Below are 18367 nucleotides of genomic sequence, written 5' to 3'. Positions count from 1 at the left end.
GGTGTTCTCTCCGTATTGACAGTGAACCCATTCTGGCGAGATATTTTCGTCCTGAAAATTGAATCGTTTTTGATTGTCAATCCCGAATTTCAGGACAATTATGAATAAAGTTCCCCCTTCGCTCGACCTCGACGCGCTGCGCAGCTTCGTTACCGGCATGGCGTCCGGCAGCTTTGCGCTGGCGGCACAACGTCTTTGCCGCTCAACTTCTGCGGTCAGCGCGCAGTTGAAAAAGCTGGAGCAGCAGTGCGGTACCGCGCTGGTGGTCAGGAAAGGCCGTCATCTGGAGCTGACCCACAACGGTGAGATATTGCTGGGCTATGCCCGTCGGCTGCTGGCGCTAAACGATGAAGCGCAGCGCGCGCTAAACAGCGAACCGTTACAAGGTGAGATTCGTATTGGCATGCAGGAAGATTTCGGCGAATCCCTGATGCCCGGCATCCTTGGCGAGTTTAAGCGTCACCATCCGGGAATGCGGATGTCAGCCCGTATCGACCGTAACCCAGCGTTGCTCGAAGCGCTTAACGACAATAGGCTCGATCTGGCGCTGCTCTGGCAGCCGGAGGGAGAACTCAAAAACGGCAGGCTGATAAGTCAGTGCTCGCTGGAATGGATAGCGCATCCGGATCTCAATATTGCCGCGCTGCTGACGCAGGGCGAGCCGCTGCCCCTGGTGATGTTCGAGCACCCTTGTATGATGCGCTCCCGCGCCATTGACAGCCTGGATCGGGCGAATATTCCCTGGCGGGTGGTTTTTGTCAGCCACAGCCTGAGCGGTATCTGGTCGGCGGTGCAGGCGGGGCTGGGCATTACGCTGCGAACGCGTATTGGTATGCCGGGCAGCCTGTGTGTCGTGGAAAACCTGTTGCCCTCGCCGGGCAATTTAGGCATTACCCTGAAAATGAATACCGGAACGGCGACGGTTAGCGAAGCGCAAGCGGCGCTAGGCGCGCTTATGGAAGCGGCGTTAACCGGCGTGGCGCGCGTGCGCTGATGATACGTTGGGTGAAGAAAATTCATTTATGATAAAAAGGGAGCGGGCAACAATGCCTGAAACCGGACGGAGCAGACAATGAGAACGCAAAAACGGTGTTTGGGGTACGTTGCCATCGTGGTGGATGATTACGATCGCGCCATCGCGTACTACACGCAAAAGCTTGGATTTACCCTCGTTGAAGATACGCCGCAGCCCGGTAAGCGCTGGGTGGTGGTTTCTCCAAACCCGAAAGCGACTGCAATTTACTTCTGGCGCGCGCTTCAAACGAGCGGCAGGAAGGGTTTATTGGTAATCAGTGTGGCGGGCGGGTGTTTCTATTCTTGCAAACCGATGATTTCTGGCGCGATTACAACGCCATGAAGGCAAATGGCGTGACGTTTTGCGAAGCGCCGCGAGAAGAAGAGTACGGTACGGTGGTGGTATTTGAAGACCTGTATGGCAACCGCTGGGACCTCTACCAGAACAAGCAAGGCTAACGTTGTGCGTATAATACGCTGTCGACACGCTCCATATGGCGCTATTTACTGATATGAATCTCAATCGTTTTTGCTATCTGCTGCTGGGCCTTGCGGCGCTCGGCAGTATTTTTACGCTGCATCCTTTTATGATGTGGTTTCTCCTGGTCAACGTTCTGACCATCGTGATTTATGGCGTCGATAAACTTGCCGCGCGCAAGGCCTGGCGCCGTGTGCCGGAATCTACGCTGCTGGTTTTTGGTGTGGTCGGTGGCTGGCCCGGCGCGATTGTGGGCCAGCAGTCCTTTCGCCACAAAACGCAAAAGCAGCCGTTTAAAACCTATTTCATCATCAGCGTGATAGTAAGTATCGTGGCGATGGTGGCGATTTACATGCTACTTACCAGGGGGATGGTATGAACCTGTACATCACTGACCCGAACGGGGACTTAGCCTTACAAAACGGCAGTCGCATCGTGGTTGAGTTTGATGACGGTAAAACGCTCGAACTGACAGACAGTCCGCAGCCGCTACCGGCTGAAATCCCAGAAGGTATTCACCTCTGGGGAGGCAGAATGCCGTCTGAGACGGATTATACCGGGTGCTCACAGTTGAACATGATACCGGTGGCGGCGAACGGCATGATTATCTCTCCACGGCATGAAAATATTATTGCTTCGGGTGAAATAGCGCTGTTCATTGCGGATACTGAAGGGGATTTGCGTCCTGTAAAAGAGAATAAGTTACTGATTGAACTGAGCAATGGCAAAACGCTTGAGATCATGGCTGACTATGGCAAAAAGGGGCTGCTTATCTGGGGTGGGCGTGAGCCTATTGCTGGTCTGCCCCTGGAAGAACTCCAGAAAAGAACCGAAAGCCTGGGTATTTACCCGTTAGCCAGTAATGTTGTGCATCTCTTTCCTTATCAACTGGCGTAGTGCCGCGCCGCGCTTCTGAGCGGCGCCGGCGATCGCCATGATTGCGGTTAATGGTCTTTGTCGGCGGAGGTGTTTTCGCGCGACAGTGAGATATTTTTTTCGCGTAATAGCCGCAGCATCCGATTATGCTGCCATTGGGCAATACGTTCCCGGAAGACAAACGTCCTCAGTGCGCGAACGGCAATCAGCGATCCCCAGATAAGCGTCACTATCAGTGACCAGTAGCTACCCGGGGAGTAAAAGTAGTTCACCGCCATCAGCGCGGTGCAGATCAGAAAAGCAATGGTCAGGGTACGATAGAAGCGAGCCTCTTCCTGTACACGACGCCTGGCATCGAGAATGCGCGTATCCAGCGCGTCGTTTGCCAGCTCTGCCTCATCGGACAGCTCAGATACCGTGACATTAAACACGGAGGCTAGCGCGCTGATTGTTTCTAGTCCCGGCGTATGCCCCTTTTCAATGCGTTGTACCGTTCTTACAGACAGAGAAGCCAGCTGCGCGAGCTGTTCCTGTGACCATGCATTTTTGAGCCGGTAAGCTTTGATTTTTTCACTGGTATTCATGATTGTTGCCTCGCAGATTCGTGATAGAAAGATTCTTGCACATCTTTTCCCGCAGCGGCACGACAGGCAGGCGACATCAACCCGACACGCGGACGACATCCTGATTTGGGTGGCTTTTTTAACCTGCCGCTCAACGGTAAAATTCGCTATGCAGGCCAGGATAGCGGATGCTAAAAACGTTAACGTATTGAGATAATAGATAAGGATAGGGCTGTGTTAAAAAAATTGGTCACAGGGCAACTGAGCTTGCCGATGACGTTCTGGGGATGGGGATTTTGTGGCGCTCTGGTGTTGGGCCTTCTGGGGCTGGCTGGGGTCCATACCGGCCATGCGGCGATGGTGCCGCTGTCTTATATCTTTAAGGTGATTCTGTTCTGCGCGGTATTATCCGGGATTACGTTTATTCAACGCCGGAAAATCACGGTGTTTGGCGTGCTGGCGTTTATTATTGTCCTGGTGCTATTGGTGCTTAACGGCATCATGTTTATCGGGCTATCTTCATTATTGTTTGAATAACTCTCGCGCGAAAATAACGCATTGATGGAGCCATTTCAGGTTATACGCCGGTAACCGACGATAGGTTATCGGTGAACTCAGTATTAACTACCGCTTTTTGGTGACCGCCTCACACTTTCCCTTATTTTTCGCTAAGACTAAGACGCCGGACCTCACAAACAGGCGTATTAAACATTTCATTAACATTTCTCTTGCGACGATTGTTGAATAATTTTATTAATATTTAATCGCTTACATTAAATAGCGAAGCACTCTATTCATCATCACTCACGAGCTGACCTATGACGACAAAACCTGCCGCTGAAGTTTGTGCGGCTCCTGGCCTGTTTCAGACGTTAAAAACGTTCCCCGCGACCGTCCATGCGCTGCTGTTTTTTACCCTGGTCATTCGGTTCAGCTATTTTATGGCGTGGCCATTTATCGCCGTTATCATGACGCAGAATTATCATATGTCGCCTATTGCCATTGGTCTGGCGATGACCAGTAGCGCGCTTATTTCGGTGGTGCTCGGGATGTATGGTGGGCAGATCTCTGACAGGTTGGGGCGACGGGTTATTCTTCTGCTGGGCTGTGGGTTTTCCGCCGTGGGCTACATCATTCTGGCGCAGGCGACGGGCATGGCGCTGTTTATCTGTGGCCTGATGATTATCGGCGTCTGTTTTGCGTGGGTTGACCCTCCGGTGCGCGCGCTGATGAGTGATTTATTGGGCGACCGTCGCCGCCGTGCGCTTGCCCTGCAAATGCGCTACTACCTGATAAACGTCGCGGCCGTCTTTGGCCCTCTGGTGGGGATCGTTTTCGGCCTGACATCGCAAAAGGGCACTTTCCTGATAACGGGCCTCAGCTACCTGCCGTTTTTCGTCTACGTACTGCTGTTTGTTCCTGCGGGTAAACTTCTGGATGAGGGGCAGCAGACCGGCAGCGGGCCTGCTATTAAGTTTCATCAGGTAATAGGCGTGATTGCCAGAGATAAAATCTATATTGCGGCGCTGCTGTGCAGTATTTTGTGCAGCGTGGTGTTTATCCATTATGAAGCCGTTCTGCCCCAGTATCTTCTGTCGCTGGATGGCAACGCAGCGATTAAACTGATAACCCTGATACTGGTTACCAACGCCTGTACTGTGCTGGTATTTCAGACCTTTATCGTGCGATTTATGGCGCAGATGACGCTGCCCAGGCGCATTCTGATGGGCGGTGCGGTCTTCTTTCTCGCGCAACTGAGCTTTTTTTCCATACGCTCGACGGACATGGGGCTCTGGCTGTCGGCTACCTGCCTGTTTAGCATGGGGGAGGCGATTTTGATGCCGAACCTGAACATTTTGCTCGATCAGCTCGCGCCGGCTGAGCATCGTGGCGCTTATCTGGGAGCATCAACGCTGTCGACGCTGGGTATCGCTGTCGGGCCGCTAATCGGTGGAGTACTGCTCGCGATGACCGGGGCGGGGGTGTTTATCGGCACAGCGTTGCTGAGCCTGCTGCTGTGCGCAATTATTTATATCAGCAGAAGAAACATGCTGGCGCGCCTGCTGGACGCTTAAATGGGGGGGCGCGCCAGCAAGCAAAATACGCTGTATCAGATTTATGCCTTAAATCGTGCACCGTACTCGCCCGGTGTGAGCCCAAATTCCCGATGGAAAAGTCGACAAAAATAGTCGCTATCCTGATAGCCGCAGCGCTGTGCCACTTCCGCAATCGAGAGATGGTATTTTTGCAGGATCATCCTTGCTTTTGCCATGCGCACCCAGCGCACGTATTCGACAAAGCTCATAGTGCCGTGTTGGGTAAACAGCTTTGAGAGATGGTTGGGCGTGATATTGAAAAACTGTGCCACGCTGTCGCGGGTGAGCGGCTGCGCATAGTTGTCCTGTACCCAGTTGCACATGCTCTGGTAGAGAAATTCTGAACGCGGGCGCTGTGCTTCCGGACGTATATTAACAACGCTCCGGCACAGGTGCAGCAGGCTGAGCATCAGCGGTTGAATAACATCCTGCATCTGCGGTGAGCGGCTCAGATGGGTTAGGGCGGTGAGGATGGCTTCGCCTTCGCCGCGCTGCAGATGCGGAAGTTCGATACGACGAACCGGGCGGAGCAGGGAGGCGGTGCGGTTATCGTAGAACGAAAGCCCCAGCCAGGCCGGAGCAAAAACCAGGCTTAACAGCATCACCGGTTTATCGCTCACCGGCAGGTTCGCGGCGCGAGCGGGAATAAACAGCATCTCCCCCTCAGTCAGGCGATGCTGATCTTTATGCAGTTGATTGCCGTATTCGCCGCGCAACACCACGTCGAGGCGCGGGAGGTCTAGGCACAGACTGCCGTTTGGCAGACTGGTGGGATGGGTGGCAAACCAGACTCGGCCTAGCCTTTGTGAATTGAGCACCAGGCCGCTGAACAGATCGGCAAAAAACTGTTGGTCTGCTGGTAGTTCTGATGCTTTCATTCCCCATCCTGCGCTATAAATGCATTATCTGCCTGAATTCTTTCACCTTACTGCGGCTTACCGGCACCTGGAACTCCAGGTCACGCAGGCGCAGAATATAGGTGTTATTAAACCACGGTTCTATCTCGCGTATTTTATTCAGGTTCACACAGAAGGAACGATGACAGCGGAAAAACTGGCTAGACGGTAGCTTGGCGCAAAATTCGGTGATGTTCATCGGCATCACGTACGATTCGCGCCGGGTATAGACGAAGGTCATTTTTTCGTGCGCTTCGGCGTAGTAGATATCGTTAACCGGCGTGACGATAATGCGCTCGTCTTTAATCAGGTTAACCGTGTCATTTTCACGCGGCGCGCTGCTGACAACGTTAACATTGCCAGATTGCTGCTGTTGCCAGCTCGACTCGAGCTTTTGCAGCATGGTGACGATGCGTGATTCCTGATACGGCTTCAGAATGTAGTCAAATGCTTCCAGCTCAAAGGCTTCTACCGCATGTTCTTTCCACGCGGTGATAAAGACAATAAATGGCTTGTGGGCAAACTGACTGATGTTTTGCGCCAGCAGCACGCCGTCGAGCGACGGAATGTTGATGTCGAGAAAGATGGCATCGACTTTGTTGTGCTGCAAAAATTTAAGCACGTCGAGCCCGTCGTCAAACGTACCGATAATCTCCATCTGGCTATGCTGTTGAATCAGCCAGGTTAGTTCCTGCTGGGCCAGGAATTCATCTTCAACAATGATGACCTTCATACGGGCTCCGGGTTAAGGCAGTAACGTGGCGGCGGCCGGAATGGCCGTACGCTGGTTTGGAATATAGAACGCAATCTCGGTGCCCGGCTCCAGGCGGCGGATATGCAGCCCTTCACCGTACAGCAGCTTAACGCGGTGGTGTACGTTCAGCAGGCCAATTTTGTTGCCCGGCATTTCATTGGCTTCGACTCGCGCAATCACCAGCGGGTCGATGCCTGGGCCAGTATCCCGCACGCCGATACGCACGCGGTTGCCGGACTCCGTCACACTAATGGTGACCACACCTTTCCCTTTGCTGCGCTGAATCCCGTGCACGATGGCGTTTTCCACCAGCGGTTGAATCAGCAGGCTAGGAATAAAGCAGTTCACCTCATCGTCGATATCGTAAATCACCGTGAGCTTATCGCCGAAACGCGCCTGCTCAATAGCGATATAGTCTTTAATCTGGTACAGCTCTTTACGGATATCAATCTGCTCATCGTCTTTTAATTCAATGTTATAGCGCAGGTAGCGTGAGAGATTGAAAATCAACTGCCGCGCAGTATCCGGGTTCATGCGAATCGACGACGAAATGGCGTTCAGTGCGTTAAACAGAAAATGGGGATTAATTTTGCTTTGCAGCGCGCGCAGCTCTGCCTTATTTGCCATTTCCCGCAGCTGTTCGGCGCGGGAAACCTCAAGCTGGGTCGAAATGATCTGTGATAAACCGATCGCCATTTCCTGTAGTGACGACGTTATCTGGTGCGCGTGGCAGTAATAGATTTTCAGCGTCCCGGTCACCACCCCGGTTTCCAAAAGCGGGATCACTAGCATCGAGTGGATTTCCGGCGTGCGGTAGGCTTCATCATTGTTTTTAATGATGATTTCGTTGTTGTTGATAGCCTGTTTGGTGGTTGGGCTGATGGCGTCATCATTGTTGTGGTAGTTATCTTCTCCCACGCCAACGTATGCCAGTACGCGATCGGTGTTGGTTATGGCTACCGCATCGGCGTGAATATCCTGGCGAATAATGTCGCAAATCTGGCGCAGTGTGTCGCTGTTAATCTGGCGAAACAGAGGCAGGGTTTTATTGGCGATATCCAGCGCCAGCTTGGCCTGGCGCGCAGCGCTGGCCTCTTTTTCACCCTCAACGCTCTGCACCAGCAGGACGATAAAGCCGATACAGACGCTGCCGGCAATCATCGGGATGCCGATTTTCGACACAATGTCGACCCCAAGCGCCATGGTTGGTGCAAAAAGAATCACCAGAATCATGGTGCCCGTTTCGCACAACATACCGCCGAGGATACCTACACGCCAATGCCGCTCTTTTGGGACTTTGCGGTGAATGACGCCCGAAATAATGCCTGCGGCAATGGTGGTAATAAAACAAGGAATGGCGGTCACTCCGCCAATATCGCTTAAATAACGGTACGCACCGGCAATGATCCCGGTAATGATACCTACCCAAGGGCCGAAAAGGATGCCCGCGGACATCACCGAAATAATCCTGACGTTCACCAGCGACCCTTCCACCGGCACGCCGGACCAGGTGCTGAAGATAGCAAACATCGAGAAAATAACCGTTACCGCCAACAGTTCTTTCGGGGTATGCGCGGATTTATGCAGCAGTTCGCGGAACAGACGGATGCGAATCAGGAAAAAGAGGCAAATCAGCATTAATGCGGCTCGGTCATAGACCGCGAGCAGCATATCGAATATTTCGTGCATGGGAGCGCCGGGTTTTTCAGGAAAGTCTTATGATAAGAAACCCGGCGGCGGATGACCAGCGATACGCATGAATAGGGATAAACCTTATTTTTAAAAGGGGATTGATAGAGAAAATGAATCATGAAGGAGAGATGGTGAATCTGCGGAGTATCACGACAGCTACAATGCAAAAATCTGGATAACACACTGTTATTATAATGTTCTATTTTTCACTTATCTGAACAACGGTGATTGATTCGTTTGTTCGCGACTTCCCCTTTTAACCACAGCAATAATTTTTTACGTCCCCTCTCGACAGCGCCATTTTTTTCAGGTTATTTTCTAGTCATGCCACATCGGTGGCAGCGTCGCTCGAACGGTTCGGGCGCTAACGTAAATCTGAGGAACCTATGGCTGACTCCAGTCCTGAACGCCGTTTTACGCGTATCGATCGCTTACCCCCTTATGTTTTTAACATCACCGCTGAACTGAAAATGGCTGCGCGTCGGCGCGGCGAAGATATCATCGATTTCAGCATGGGGAACCCGGACGGCGCGACGCCGCCGCACATCGTCGAAAAACTCTGCACCGTGGCACAGCGCCCGGACACCCATGGCTACTCCACTTCGCGAGGTATTCCGCGCCTGCGCCGCGCGATTTCTCGCTGGTATCAGGAGCGCTACGACGTTGAAATTGACCCGGAAGACGAAGCGATCGTCACCATTGGTTCGAAAGAGGGTCTGGCTCACCTGATGCTGGCCACGCTCGATCACGGTGATACCGTGCTGGTGCCAAACCCAAGCTACCCGATCCACATTTACGGCGCGGTGATTGCCGGGGCTCAGGTACGATCCGTACCGCTGGTGGAAGGCGTCGACTTCTTTAACGAGCTGGAACGTGCGATTCGCGAAAGCTACCCAAAACCAAAGATGATGATCTTAGGTTTCCCGTCTAACCCGACCGCGCAGTGCGTCGAGCTGGAATTCTTCGAAAAAGTGGTCGCGCTGGCCAAACGTTACGATGTGCTGGTGGTGCACGACCTGGCCTATGCCGACATCGTGTACGATGGCTGGAAAGCGCCGTCGATTATGCAGGTACCCGGTGCGCGCGACGTGGCAGTAGAGTTCTTCACGCTGTCCAAAAGCTACAACATGGCGGGCTGGCGTATCGGCTTTATGGTCGGTAACAAAACCCTGGTCAACGCGCTGGCGCGTATTAAAAGCTATCACGACTACGGCACCTTCACGCCGCTTCAGGTGGCGGCCATTGCCGCCCTCGAAGGGGATCAACAGTGCGTGCACGATATTGCTGCCCAGTATAAGCGCCGCCGCGATGTGCTGGTGAAAGGGTTGCATGAAGCGGGCTGGATGGTCGACATGCCGAAAGCGTCAATGTACGTGTGGGCTAAGATTCCGGAGCAGTACGCGCATATGGGCTCGCTGGAGTTTGCCAAGAAGATGCTGCAGGACGCGAAGGTGTGCGTATCTCCGGGTATCGGCTTTGGTGACTATGGCGACACTCATGTCCGTTTTGCGTTGATTGAAAACCGTGACCGCATTCGTCAGGCTATCCGTGGAATTAAAGCCATGTTCCGCGCCGACGGTCTGCTGCCGTCAGAGCACAAACCGGCTGGCTGATTTTCGTTGCCCCACAAATGCAAACAGGAGCCAATCGGCTCCTGTTTTTTTTGCATTTTTATTGGCTAGATCATCAGGGCGAACGTGCCGGCAAAAACGATGACCATAAAGGAAATGCCCATAAAGAAATATTTCACGACTCATCTCTCCGCGTAATTTTTTCTACGCATTTATGACCAGGTAGTACTGCGAGCTGATATCAACCGACGGAAAAAGACTGACCCATTTTCGCGGCTGACATCACCTCAGAATTCTGTGCATTTGTGCTCCAGATGGCGCTAATGTACGCCTAAAGATGAGGGGAAACAAGAGGGATTTTTTTATTAATTTTTAGTTACTTACGGGTGTCGTGATTCGGCGACACTTTAATTTCATCCGGTAATAAATTTCATTCTGGCGACGTTTCTTTTGACCGTTTCTCGCCCTTTAAACCCTATTGATTTTATGGCTAATTTTGCGACGGACGTCAAAAATTTTTACCGTGCCTGCGTACCCCTCATCCTTTTTTCCGCTGCTGCAAAATGTGCTGCTGCTTTCGTGAACGATCTCTGACTTTTGCTTTTCGCCGCGACGCAAATCTGGACCAGGCTAAATTGTGGGGATATTGGCAGGTTTTGTTTTTACTTTTTGTTTTTTCAATGAATACTTGAAGGCCGAGGGATAATACTAATAGAGGATTTTTTATGATGACTCAGAGCATTCGCCGCTCAATGTTAACGGTGATGGCGACGCTACCCCTGCTATTTAGCAGCGCAACGCTGCACGCGCAGACGAACAGCGTGCAGCAGCAGCTGGAAGCCCTGGAGAAAAGTTCGGGAGGTCGGCTTGGCGTTGCGCTGATTAACACCGCCGATAATTCGCAGATTCTCTACCGTGCCGATGAACGTTTTGCGATGTGCAGTACCAGTAAGGTGATGGCGGCCGCGGCGGTGCTTAAACAGAGCGAGAGCGATAAGCACCTGCTAAATCAGCGCGTTGAAATCAAGAAGAGCGACCTGGTTAACTACAATCCCATTGCGGAGAAACACGTTAACGGCACGATGACGCTGGCTGAGCTTGGCGCAGCGGCGCTGCAGTATAGCGACAATACTGCCATGAATAAGCTGATTGCCCATCTGGGTGGGCCCGATAAAGTGACGGCGTTTGCTCGCTCGTTGGGTGATGAGACCTTCCGTCTGGACAGAACCGAGCCCACGCTCAATACCGCCATTCCAGGCGACCCGCGTGATACCACCACGCCGCTCGCGATGGCGCAGACCCTGAAAAATCTGACGCTGGGTAAAGCGCTGGCGGAAACTCAGCGGGCACAGTTGGTGACGTGGCTTAAGGGCAATACTACCGGTAGCGCGAGCATTCGGGCGGGTCTGCCGAAATCATGGGGAGTGGGCGATAAAACCGGCAGCGGAGATTATGGCACCACCAACGATATCGCGGTTATCTGGCCGGCAAACCACGCACCGCTGGTTCTGGTGACCTACTTTACCCAACCGGAGCAGAAGGCGGAAAGCCGTCGGGATGTTCTGGCTGCGGCGGCGAAAATCGTAACCCACGGTTTCTGATGCAATAAATGGAGCGAGGTATCGCTCCATTTACGTTAAAAATGTGCTCCTGAACTTCAGTCTTGTCTTGCAACGAACCCTCATCTCTTTCTATCATCCCGCTCTTTTTTCTGAACCAAATAGCTTAGCTTCAGGAAGGTAATAGATAACAATTTCTTATGTAAACTATTTTATTTTAAATAATGTTTAAGGCATTTAATTATTAGGTTGTTTGTTTTTATTGTAATTATCTGATTTACACTTGCAGTATTCCTATTTTTTTACACTGGAATAATTTCGGCCTTCCGTATCTCCTTTCTGTCTGCATGGTTGTTTTCTAATGGTTTTTTATGCTTTAAGAATTTTATTTATTTTTAATAGTTGAACTAAGAGCCATCTTAAAAGCTTATTGACAATAAATTACCTCAATGAAATTATTCTAATATGGATAAGGAGGGGACAATGAAGTCGCTCAATAATAATTTTGCAAGAGTTACCTGTATGAGCTGCCCTTCTCATTGTGAAGTTAAGCCAAATGCCTCTCTACGGGTTTCATTTTGTCAGGAATACTGTTTTTGTACCTGGCCTGAAGCCAGTCGCTATTTCTCACTCGGTATCATGGAGGGTCTCCTTAAACAGCAATATCACTACCTGTATCTTGGGTGTGTTTTTGTTGATTTCTCTATTAGCTATCTGCGTTTTTTTACTGACAAAAAATGGTTGGACTATTTATACGAAACAAAACTAAAGATTGTTCTCGTTTGCGATAGGCAACTCAGACCATTGGCTAATTACTGGTATAAGCATCACAAAGATATTTTTTTGATTATTTATCAACAGGATAATTTAAAGTCTGCTGGTGAGAAATTAAAGAAAAGATTTATCTATCAGAGAGATGCGTTTTTTCATGGACTATCTCTGTCAACGCTCGAGTTCGATGTCCTGGGGGCACTGATTGCGGGTGAAGATTGTAACCATCTGGCCAGGGGGCGCCATCTTGATATCCGTGCGGTGTATGCCGCAAAGCGACGGGCGGAGAAGAAAATGGGTGCTGATATCAATACGCTACTTCGATTTTCGCACTCATCATAAACGTCATTAAATAGGTTTGTTTTTATCTTTTCTAAATCACCTCATGGTGAGGGAGGCTTACAATTTAAATTCAATGAAAGGATGTTTTTCATTATTTAAACATTGATGTAAATACGTCATGACGGGCTCCCTGCGTCTTAATAAAAGGTAGTCTGATAAATAAATATTAAAACAACAATCTGGCAGCAACACAAAAAGGAAGAAGAGAAGGAGTTTATTATGATGCCAAAACCTCTGGAACGTAAGCCGTTAGCACTGTGTATCGCCACCGCGTTACTGATGTCTAATTTCTATTGTACTACCGCGCATGCCGAAACATTTCTTGCAACTACTACACTTTATTATTATGGATCCGGTAATAGCAATGGAAATAACAGCGACTTCACCAACTATGATGAGGTGAATATCACTACCACCGATAGAGGAACAACCAGCGGTGGTCTTAAAGGCTGGGCTATCTACATGAACGGTGAGAACTATAAGTTTAACGATCTTACTGTTAAAACCACGGGCATGATGGCGGACGGTATTCACACCAAGAATGGCGGCGGCAATATCGTTATTGAAAATTATAACGCTATTACCAGTGGTTACAGCTCCGACGGTATCAACCTTGGACGGGAGCTTAACGCGAACTATTCCCGCGTGACGGTCAATAATGAAACCAACATTAAGGCGACGGGCATGGGCGTTCGCGCCAACGCCTCAATCAATAATGCCAATGCGGTTGCCACTATCACCCTTAATGGGCCAACAACCATTGAAACCACCTCCGCAGGCTCTACTGTGGCGGGCTATGCGGTGTATGCAGGCCAGGATACCGAAGCCAACAGTACGGCGGTGAAAGGCAAGGCGGAAATCTTCCTCAATGGTGATAGCACGCTTAAAACGGTCGGCAAGAGCGCACACGCCGTTTATGCCCGGGCTGCGGGTACCGTGTCGTTGGGTAATGTGAATATTTCGGCAATGGGTGACTTAGCCAACGGGCTGTTTGCTTCTTCGTCATCAGCAGGTCAGCAGGCGGCTATTTATCTGGCAAAAGATGCCGTGATTAACGTAGGCACCGGCTCGGCGGTTTATGCCTCCGGCGCCGAGGCGCTGGTAAAATCTTACGACATTGATAGCGGTACAGAGGTAGCGGGCGTGTACCTGATAAACGGGAATATCGTTGCCGATAACGATGGACAGGTTTCGCTGCATATGGCTGACGGCAGCGTGTTCACCGGTATCACCAACTCAAATCAGCTGGCAACCTCAGCCGCCAATGCCGGGGCTATCGCCCTGCAGATTGATGGCAGTAACAGCCTCTGGAAAATGACCGGTGATTCGGTGCTGTCCTCACTTACGCTGAATAACGGTACGGTTGAGTGGGCGGGAGCATCGGCGGGTAACGTATTGACGGTGGCCGGTAATTACCAGGGAAACAACGGCCTTCTGCGGATTAATACGGTGCTCGGTGATGATAATTCGGTGACCGATAAGCTGGTGGTGGAGGGAGATACTTCCGGTACCACGTTCGTTGCCGTCACCAATGCCGGGGGCAGCGGTGATAAGACGATTAACGGGATTGAAGTGATCCACGTTGATGGCGCTTCTGACGGCAACTTTGTTCAGTCCGGACGCATTGTCGCTGGCAGCTATGAGTATGCGCTGCGTCGGGGAGAAGGGACAACGTTTAACCACTGGTATTTGATGAACGCCGCAACCACCCCGGAAGAACCGGTGCCAGAACAGCCAGTGCCAGAACAGCCAACGCTGCGTCCGGAGAGCGGCTCCTATATTGCCAACCTGGCCGCGGCCAACACGATGTTTACGACTCGTCTGCATGACCGACTGGGTGAGACGCAGTATATCGACCGGTTAACGGGGGAGCAGAAGGTCACCAGCATGTGGATGCGTAACGTCGGGGGGCATACGCGCTTTAAAGATTCCAGCGGGCAGTTGAGTACCCAGAGTAACCGCTATGTGCTTCAGTTGGGGGGAGATATTGCCCAGTGGAGTACCAACGGCCTTGATCGTTGGCATCTGGGGCTGATGGCTGGCTACGGCAACAGCCAAAGCAATACGAAGTCTGATGTGAGTCGTTATCACTCCCGAGGACAGGTAACGGGCTATAGCGCCGGGATTTATGGCACCTGGTATGCAAACGAAGCGGATAAAACGGGCAGTTATCTGGATAGCTGGATCCTCTACAACTGGTTTAACAATAAGGTGTACGGAGAGAGACTGGCGAGCGAGAAATATGATTCAGACGGCATTACCGCATCCGTTGAGGGGGGCTATAGCTTCCTGATGGGTGAGCGTCGCGACGGGCGCTCTACTTATTGGCTACAGCCGAAAGCACAGCTCACCTGGATGGGGGTGCAGGCCGATAATCATACGGAAGCAAACGGTACGCGTGTGAAGGGGAAGGGCGATGGCAACCTGCAAACCCGACTTGGGCTGAAAGCGTTTATCAAAGGATATAGCGCGATCGATGAAGGGAAAGAACGTGAGTTTCAGCCGTTCGTTGAGACTAACTGGATCTACAACACGCGGTCCTACGGCGTTGTCATGAATGGTGTCACCAACTACCAGGCGGGGACGCGCAATATCGGTGAACTCAAAGCCGGTGTGGAAGGACAGTTAGGGAAAAACCTGCATCTCTGGGGCAACGTCGCTCAGCAGATTGGGGATAAAGGTTACAGCGATACACAGGGTATGCTGGGGATGAAGTACGCCTTCTGATGCTTTGGCTAGGTGGCTGGTGTAAAGCACTCCAGCCACCTGTTTTCGCTGGTGGTGCTGATGTGCTGGCGTATCGAGAACGCGATGAAAATTTATGCTGAAGAGTTGCGCATCATTATGGACGCTATCATGAAGATTATTTTTGATGATGGTGAAGACACTCAACGCGATATGACTTTTCGAACATTGTTACAGGAGATGGAGACCAGAGAGTACCCTGAATCGGTAAGAACGTTGTGCCAGCAGGCTGCTCATACCTGGAGCCTGGCGAATGATATGACGGAGGCTGCGGATAAAAAGACACTGCAGCAGTCGGCGATTGCAAATCTTCTGGCTGCCTTCGGGCGTATCAACGGCCTGGTAGCAACGGAAGCCTACATCCTACAACGAAATAAAGAGCAGCTCGGCTTACGCTAGGTGTTCAACGATTTCCCTGAAAGTTTGCCCCGTGATAAACGGGGCTTTTTTTATCGCCTTAATGGGGAAGATAGCGGTCACCCACCTGCGCTATCGCATACCAGGCCATCAGCTCGGCCGTACCCGCGTCTCCTTCTGCAGGGGACCACGGCGCATAATCTTCTTCAGCAACGGGTTGATAGGCTCCCTGCTTCACTTCAAAAATCACGCCGCCGTTATCGAGCGATAGCACCGCGTGCCAGGTTCCGGCCTCCATTTCCAGCACGGTGCAGGTTTCTCCAGGCACCGCCCGGTGCGTCACCGTACCTTGCTCATCAAAATTCAGCACGACAAAGCGCCCGCTGAGCGGCAGTAGCAGCTCAAAGGTGTGCGGATGACGATGGGGGCGTACATAGGTGCCAGGCTCCATAGCAATCGCCAGGCGCTGAACCGGGTCGCTTAACTCCGGGTGAAAGTTACGGTGCGCACGCAGGCGAGGGGAATGTGCGGCGGCGGCACTTTGCTGTTGCATATCGTTACAGGTGATCTGCTTCATCCTGACGGCCTTGTTAATAGAGGAAATTATGGTCGCCAGATTGCCAGAACCTGATAGGTAAGTGAAGCGCCGGCTTGTGTCTTACATCACCAGGGCTCATAGTTGCATTGTTGTTATTTAATTTATGAATAATTGTTATGTGAGAGATGCCGATGGAGATGTACCTGAAGAAGATGAAGAGCGAATGGCTTTCGCTACTTGAGCAGACCGAACCTCACATACGACAGTTGACCGCAGAAATTGCGGTGGCAAATGCACGCACGCTGTGTGCCGAGTTTTATAAAGTGGTGCTGGCTGACCCGCATGCTGAAGAGTTTCTCAGCAATGAGCAGGTGGAAAAACAGCTTAAGAGCGCGCTCGAACGGTGGATCATCGATATCCTGTCTTGCAAAGAGGAGGATATTGACCGCCTGCTTGCGGCCCAGCACACTGTGGCTGAAGTGCACGCGCGCATCGGCATACCGGTTGAGCTAGTGGAGATGGGCTTCCGGGTGCTGAAAAAAATTCTCTATCCCGTCATTATTTTTAGTTCTCAGGTGTCTGCGGATAAGCTGCAGATCTACCATTTTTCTATCAACAGTATCGATCTTGCGATGGAAGTGATGTCACGGGCCTTTTCTTTCAGCGAAAGCAGTATGTCGAAAGACGATGAAAACTATCGTATTTTCTCACTGCTGGAGAACGCTGAAGAGGAGAAAGAGCGGCAGATTGCAACATTGCTGACCTGGGAGCTCGATATTCTTTATAAAGTCGTACTCGATGTTGATTTAGGGAATGGTATGCCGCTCAGCCAGTCTGATTTCGGCCTCTGGTTTAACCATAAAGGTCGCCACTATTTCAGTGGAATTGCCGAGGTGGGGCATATTTCAAGGCTGATGCAGGATTTTGACGGTGTGATTCATGCCCTGAGCACCGAGGGGAAATCACTCGGTAATAAAGCCGAGCGTAATAAATTCCTGATTCAGCTCAGGAGCACGGTATCGCAGATCCTGACCTTGTTACGCGAGCTGTTCGAAGAGGTCTCGCGCCATGAGGTGGGTATGGACGTCCTCACCCGGCTGCTCAACCGCCGCTTCCTGCCGACTATCTTCAAACGTGAAATTGCCCATGCTAACCGGGTTGGCACGCCGTTGTCAGTCCTGGTGATTGATGTGGACAAGTTCAAACAGATTAACGATACCTGGGGTCACAATACCGGCGATGAGATTTTACGTCGCGTCTCCCAGGTCTTTTATGACAACGTCCGAAGCAGCGACTACGTTTTCCGCTACGGCGGCGATGAATTTGTTATTGTGCTGACTGAAGCGACGCAAATTGACACGCTGCGTACCGCCGAGCGTATCCGCAGCCGGGTGGAAAAAACCAAGGTGAAGGCCTCGGACGGCAACGATATTTCGCTTTCGCTGTCGATTGGTGCGGCGATGTTTAATGGCCATCCGGACTATGAGCGCTTGATTCAACTGGCGGATGAAGCGCTTTATATCGCGAAAAAACGGGGAAGAAACCGCGTGGAGATGTGGAAGGCTGGGCAGTAAATTAGTCTGCTGTGGTTTCATTTTCTTGCGTGGAAGGAAGGTATTTTACGCAGCCGCATCGTTTTGGGTGCGGCTGTCACGCGTCATCCGACCTCATGCAATTCCAGATATCCTTTTCTGATGTCATACCGCAGATGTTTTGTCAGTGAAAACTGCGGATCTGCGGGATCGAATCTACGTCTGATCATGTCCTGGTAGGCCTGCACGGTCATGCCGTCATATATTTCTTGATTGATATTATAGCCTGAGCAGTTTGCACCATTGCTTGTTCCATTACGGTGGGACGTGCCGATAATACGAATAATAAAATCTGGATATTCAGACAGATTAATACCGTGGACGTTTTGAGCAGAAATAATCATGAGATACAAGCTTCAAAGGGGGAATGGTGTGCGACGAAGCATAGTGGAATATTCGGGATTTGTCCCCTGCAGGAATCGAACCTGCAACTAGCCCTTAGGAGGGGCTCGTTATATCCATTTAACTAAGGGGACAAAGTGGCGCCGAGTATAGCGTTTTTTGCCCCCAGGGGTAAGTATGT

18 protein-coding genes, 1 tRNA gene and 1 pseudogene are annotated in these 18367 nt (G+C 51.2%); 12 read left to right on the top strand and 8 right to left on the bottom strand.

The window, feature by feature from the left end:
- Nucleotides 1–100 precede the first annotated feature (100 nt).
- The 4 genes and pseudogenes from RDN66_RS21440 (at nucleotide 101) to RDN66_RS21425 (ending at nucleotide 2389) form a co-directional block, all read left to right on the top strand.
- The gene (locus RDN66_RS21440; RefSeq protein ID WP_202217485.1) at nucleotides 101–994 is read left to right on the top strand and encodes a LysR substrate-binding domain-containing protein; all 894 of its coding nucleotides are present in this window, start codon (nucleotides 101–103) and stop codon (nucleotides 992–994) included.
- 78 nt (nucleotides 995–1072) lie between these two features.
- Nucleotides 1073–1473, top strand: a pseudogene (locus RDN66_RS21435) (VOC family protein).
- Nucleotides 1474–1526: 53 nt separating this feature from the next.
- Complete coding sequence (locus tag RDN66_RS21430; protein ID WP_308538168.1) at nucleotides 1527–1871, top strand: DUF1294 domain-containing protein; 345 nt, start codon at nucleotides 1527–1529, stop codon at nucleotides 1869–1871.
- Nucleotides 1868–2389 (top strand): hypothetical protein, encoded by a 522-nt coding sequence (locus RDN66_RS21425; RefSeq protein ID WP_202217487.1) that lies wholly within the window; start codon nucleotides 1868–1870, stop codon nucleotides 2387–2389. The genes RDN66_RS21430 and RDN66_RS21425 overlap by 4 nt, the downstream gene beginning before the upstream one ends.
- A gap of 47 nt (nucleotides 2390–2436) precedes the next feature.
- Here RDN66_RS21425 and RDN66_RS21420 read toward each other — a convergent pair whose 3' ends face one another.
- The gene (locus RDN66_RS21420) at nucleotides 2437–2952 is read right to left on the bottom strand and encodes a helix-turn-helix domain-containing protein (RefSeq protein WP_202217488.1); all 516 of its coding nucleotides are present in this window, start codon (nucleotides 2950–2952) and stop codon (nucleotides 2437–2439) included.
- Nucleotides 2953–3165: 213 nt separating this feature from the next.
- Here RDN66_RS21420 and RDN66_RS21415 point away from each other — a divergent pair, with 213 nt between their 5' ends.
- Nucleotides 3166–3468 (top strand): hypothetical protein, encoded by a 303-nt coding sequence (locus RDN66_RS21415; RefSeq protein ID WP_035895519.1) that lies wholly within the window; start codon nucleotides 3166–3168, stop codon nucleotides 3466–3468.
- 281 nt (nucleotides 3469–3749) lie between these two features.
- The gene (locus RDN66_RS21410; RefSeq protein ID WP_035895521.1) at nucleotides 3750–5006 is read left to right on the top strand and encodes an MFS transporter; all 1257 of its coding nucleotides are present in this window, start codon (nucleotides 3750–3752) and stop codon (nucleotides 5004–5006) included.
- A 41-nt stretch (nucleotides 5007–5047) separates the two neighbouring features.
- On the opposite strand, the gene RDN66_RS21405 is transcribed toward RDN66_RS21410, so the two are convergent.
- Genes RDN66_RS21405 through RDN66_RS21395 form a run of 3 tightly spaced genes read right to left on the bottom strand, consistent with a single transcriptional unit; the run spans nucleotide 5048 to nucleotide 8366 of the window.
- Nucleotides 5048–5905 carry a helix-turn-helix domain-containing protein gene (locus RDN66_RS21405; protein ID WP_115073813.1) on the bottom strand — a complete coding sequence of 286 codons (858 nt, stop codon included), beginning with the start codon at nucleotides 5903–5905 and terminating at the stop codon, nucleotides 5048–5050.
- A 13-nt stretch (nucleotides 5906–5918) separates the two neighbouring features.
- On the bottom strand, nucleotides 5919–6656 hold the full coding sequence (locus RDN66_RS21400) for a LytTR family DNA-binding domain-containing protein (RefSeq protein ID WP_035895523.1): 738 nt from the start codon (nucleotides 6654–6656) through the stop codon (nucleotides 5919–5921).
- 12 nt (nucleotides 6657–6668) lie between these two features.
- Complete coding sequence (locus RDN66_RS21395; RefSeq protein WP_035895525.1) at nucleotides 6669–8366, bottom strand: sensor histidine kinase; 1698 nt, start codon at nucleotides 8364–8366, stop codon at nucleotides 6669–6671.
- A 389-nt stretch (nucleotides 8367–8755) separates the two neighbouring features.
- Here RDN66_RS21395 and alaC point away from each other — a divergent pair, with 389 nt between their 5' ends.
- Nucleotides 8756–9982, top strand: coding sequence for an alanine transaminase (gene alaC / locus RDN66_RS21390; RefSeq protein WP_202217489.1), 1227 nt, complete (start codon nucleotides 8756–8758; stop codon nucleotides 9980–9982).
- Between the two features lie 65 nt (nucleotides 9983–10047).
- Here alaC and ypdK read toward each other — a convergent pair whose 3' ends face one another.
- On the bottom strand, nucleotides 10048–10119 hold the full coding sequence (ypdK, locus tag RDN66_RS21385) for a membrane protein YpdK (protein ID WP_100249902.1): 72 nt from the start codon (nucleotides 10117–10119) through the stop codon (nucleotides 10048–10050).
- Between the two features lie 546 nt (nucleotides 10120–10665).
- Here ypdK and RDN66_RS21380 point away from each other — a divergent pair.
- From RDN66_RS21380 to RDN66_RS21365, 4 genes are all read left to right on the top strand, one after another.
- The gene (locus RDN66_RS21380) at nucleotides 10666–11541 is read left to right on the top strand and encodes an extended-spectrum class A beta-lactamase CTX-M-5 (protein ID WP_032072602.1); all 876 of its coding nucleotides are present in this window, start codon (nucleotides 10666–10668) and stop codon (nucleotides 11539–11541) included.
- A gap of 441 nt (nucleotides 11542–11982) precedes the next feature.
- Nucleotides 11983–12612, top strand: coding sequence for a helix-turn-helix transcriptional regulator (locus RDN66_RS21375; RefSeq protein WP_202217490.1), 630 nt, complete (start codon nucleotides 11983–11985; stop codon nucleotides 12610–12612).
- Between the two features lie 219 nt (nucleotides 12613–12831).
- A complete protein-coding gene (locus RDN66_RS21370) occupies nucleotides 12832–15339 on the top strand; it encodes an autotransporter outer membrane beta-barrel domain-containing protein (RefSeq protein ID WP_202217491.1) in 2508 nt (835 codons plus the stop codon).
- Between the two features lie 12 nt (nucleotides 15340–15351).
- The gene (locus RDN66_RS21365; RefSeq protein ID WP_202217492.1) at nucleotides 15352–15756 is read left to right on the top strand and encodes a hypothetical protein; all 405 of its coding nucleotides are present in this window, start codon (nucleotides 15352–15354) and stop codon (nucleotides 15754–15756) included.
- Between the two features lie 58 nt (nucleotides 15757–15814).
- Here the strand turns inward: RDN66_RS21365 and RDN66_RS21360 are convergent, their stop codons facing one another.
- Nucleotides 15815–16291, bottom strand: a complete 477-nt coding sequence (locus tag RDN66_RS21360) for a WbuC family cupin fold metalloprotein (RefSeq protein WP_035896588.1) — start codon at nucleotides 16289–16291, stop codon at nucleotides 15815–15817.
- 152 nt (nucleotides 16292–16443) lie between these two features.
- Between RDN66_RS21360 and RDN66_RS21355 the strand changes: the two genes are divergently transcribed.
- Nucleotides 16444–17826 (top strand): diguanylate cyclase, encoded by a 1383-nt coding sequence (locus tag RDN66_RS21355; RefSeq protein ID WP_202217494.1) that lies wholly within the window; start codon nucleotides 16444–16446, stop codon nucleotides 17824–17826.
- An 83-nt stretch (nucleotides 17827–17909) separates the two neighbouring features.
- Here RDN66_RS21355 and RDN66_RS21350 read toward each other — a convergent pair whose 3' ends face one another.
- Complete coding sequence (locus RDN66_RS21350) at nucleotides 17910–18188, bottom strand: hypothetical protein (protein WP_202217495.1); 279 nt, start codon at nucleotides 18186–18188, stop codon at nucleotides 17910–17912.
- Between the two features lie 60 nt (nucleotides 18189–18248).
- Nucleotides 18249–18320: transfer RNA gene (locus RDN66_RS21345), tRNA-Arg, on the bottom strand.
- Nucleotides 18321–18367: the final 47 nt, after the last annotated feature.

The organism is uncultured Kluyvera sp. (genome assembly GCF_902485085.1).
Lineage (GTDB): Bacteria > Pseudomonadota > Gammaproteobacteria > Enterobacterales > Enterobacteriaceae > Kluyvera > Kluyvera ascorbata.
This window is presented reverse-complemented; position numbering and strand designations above follow the sequence as displayed.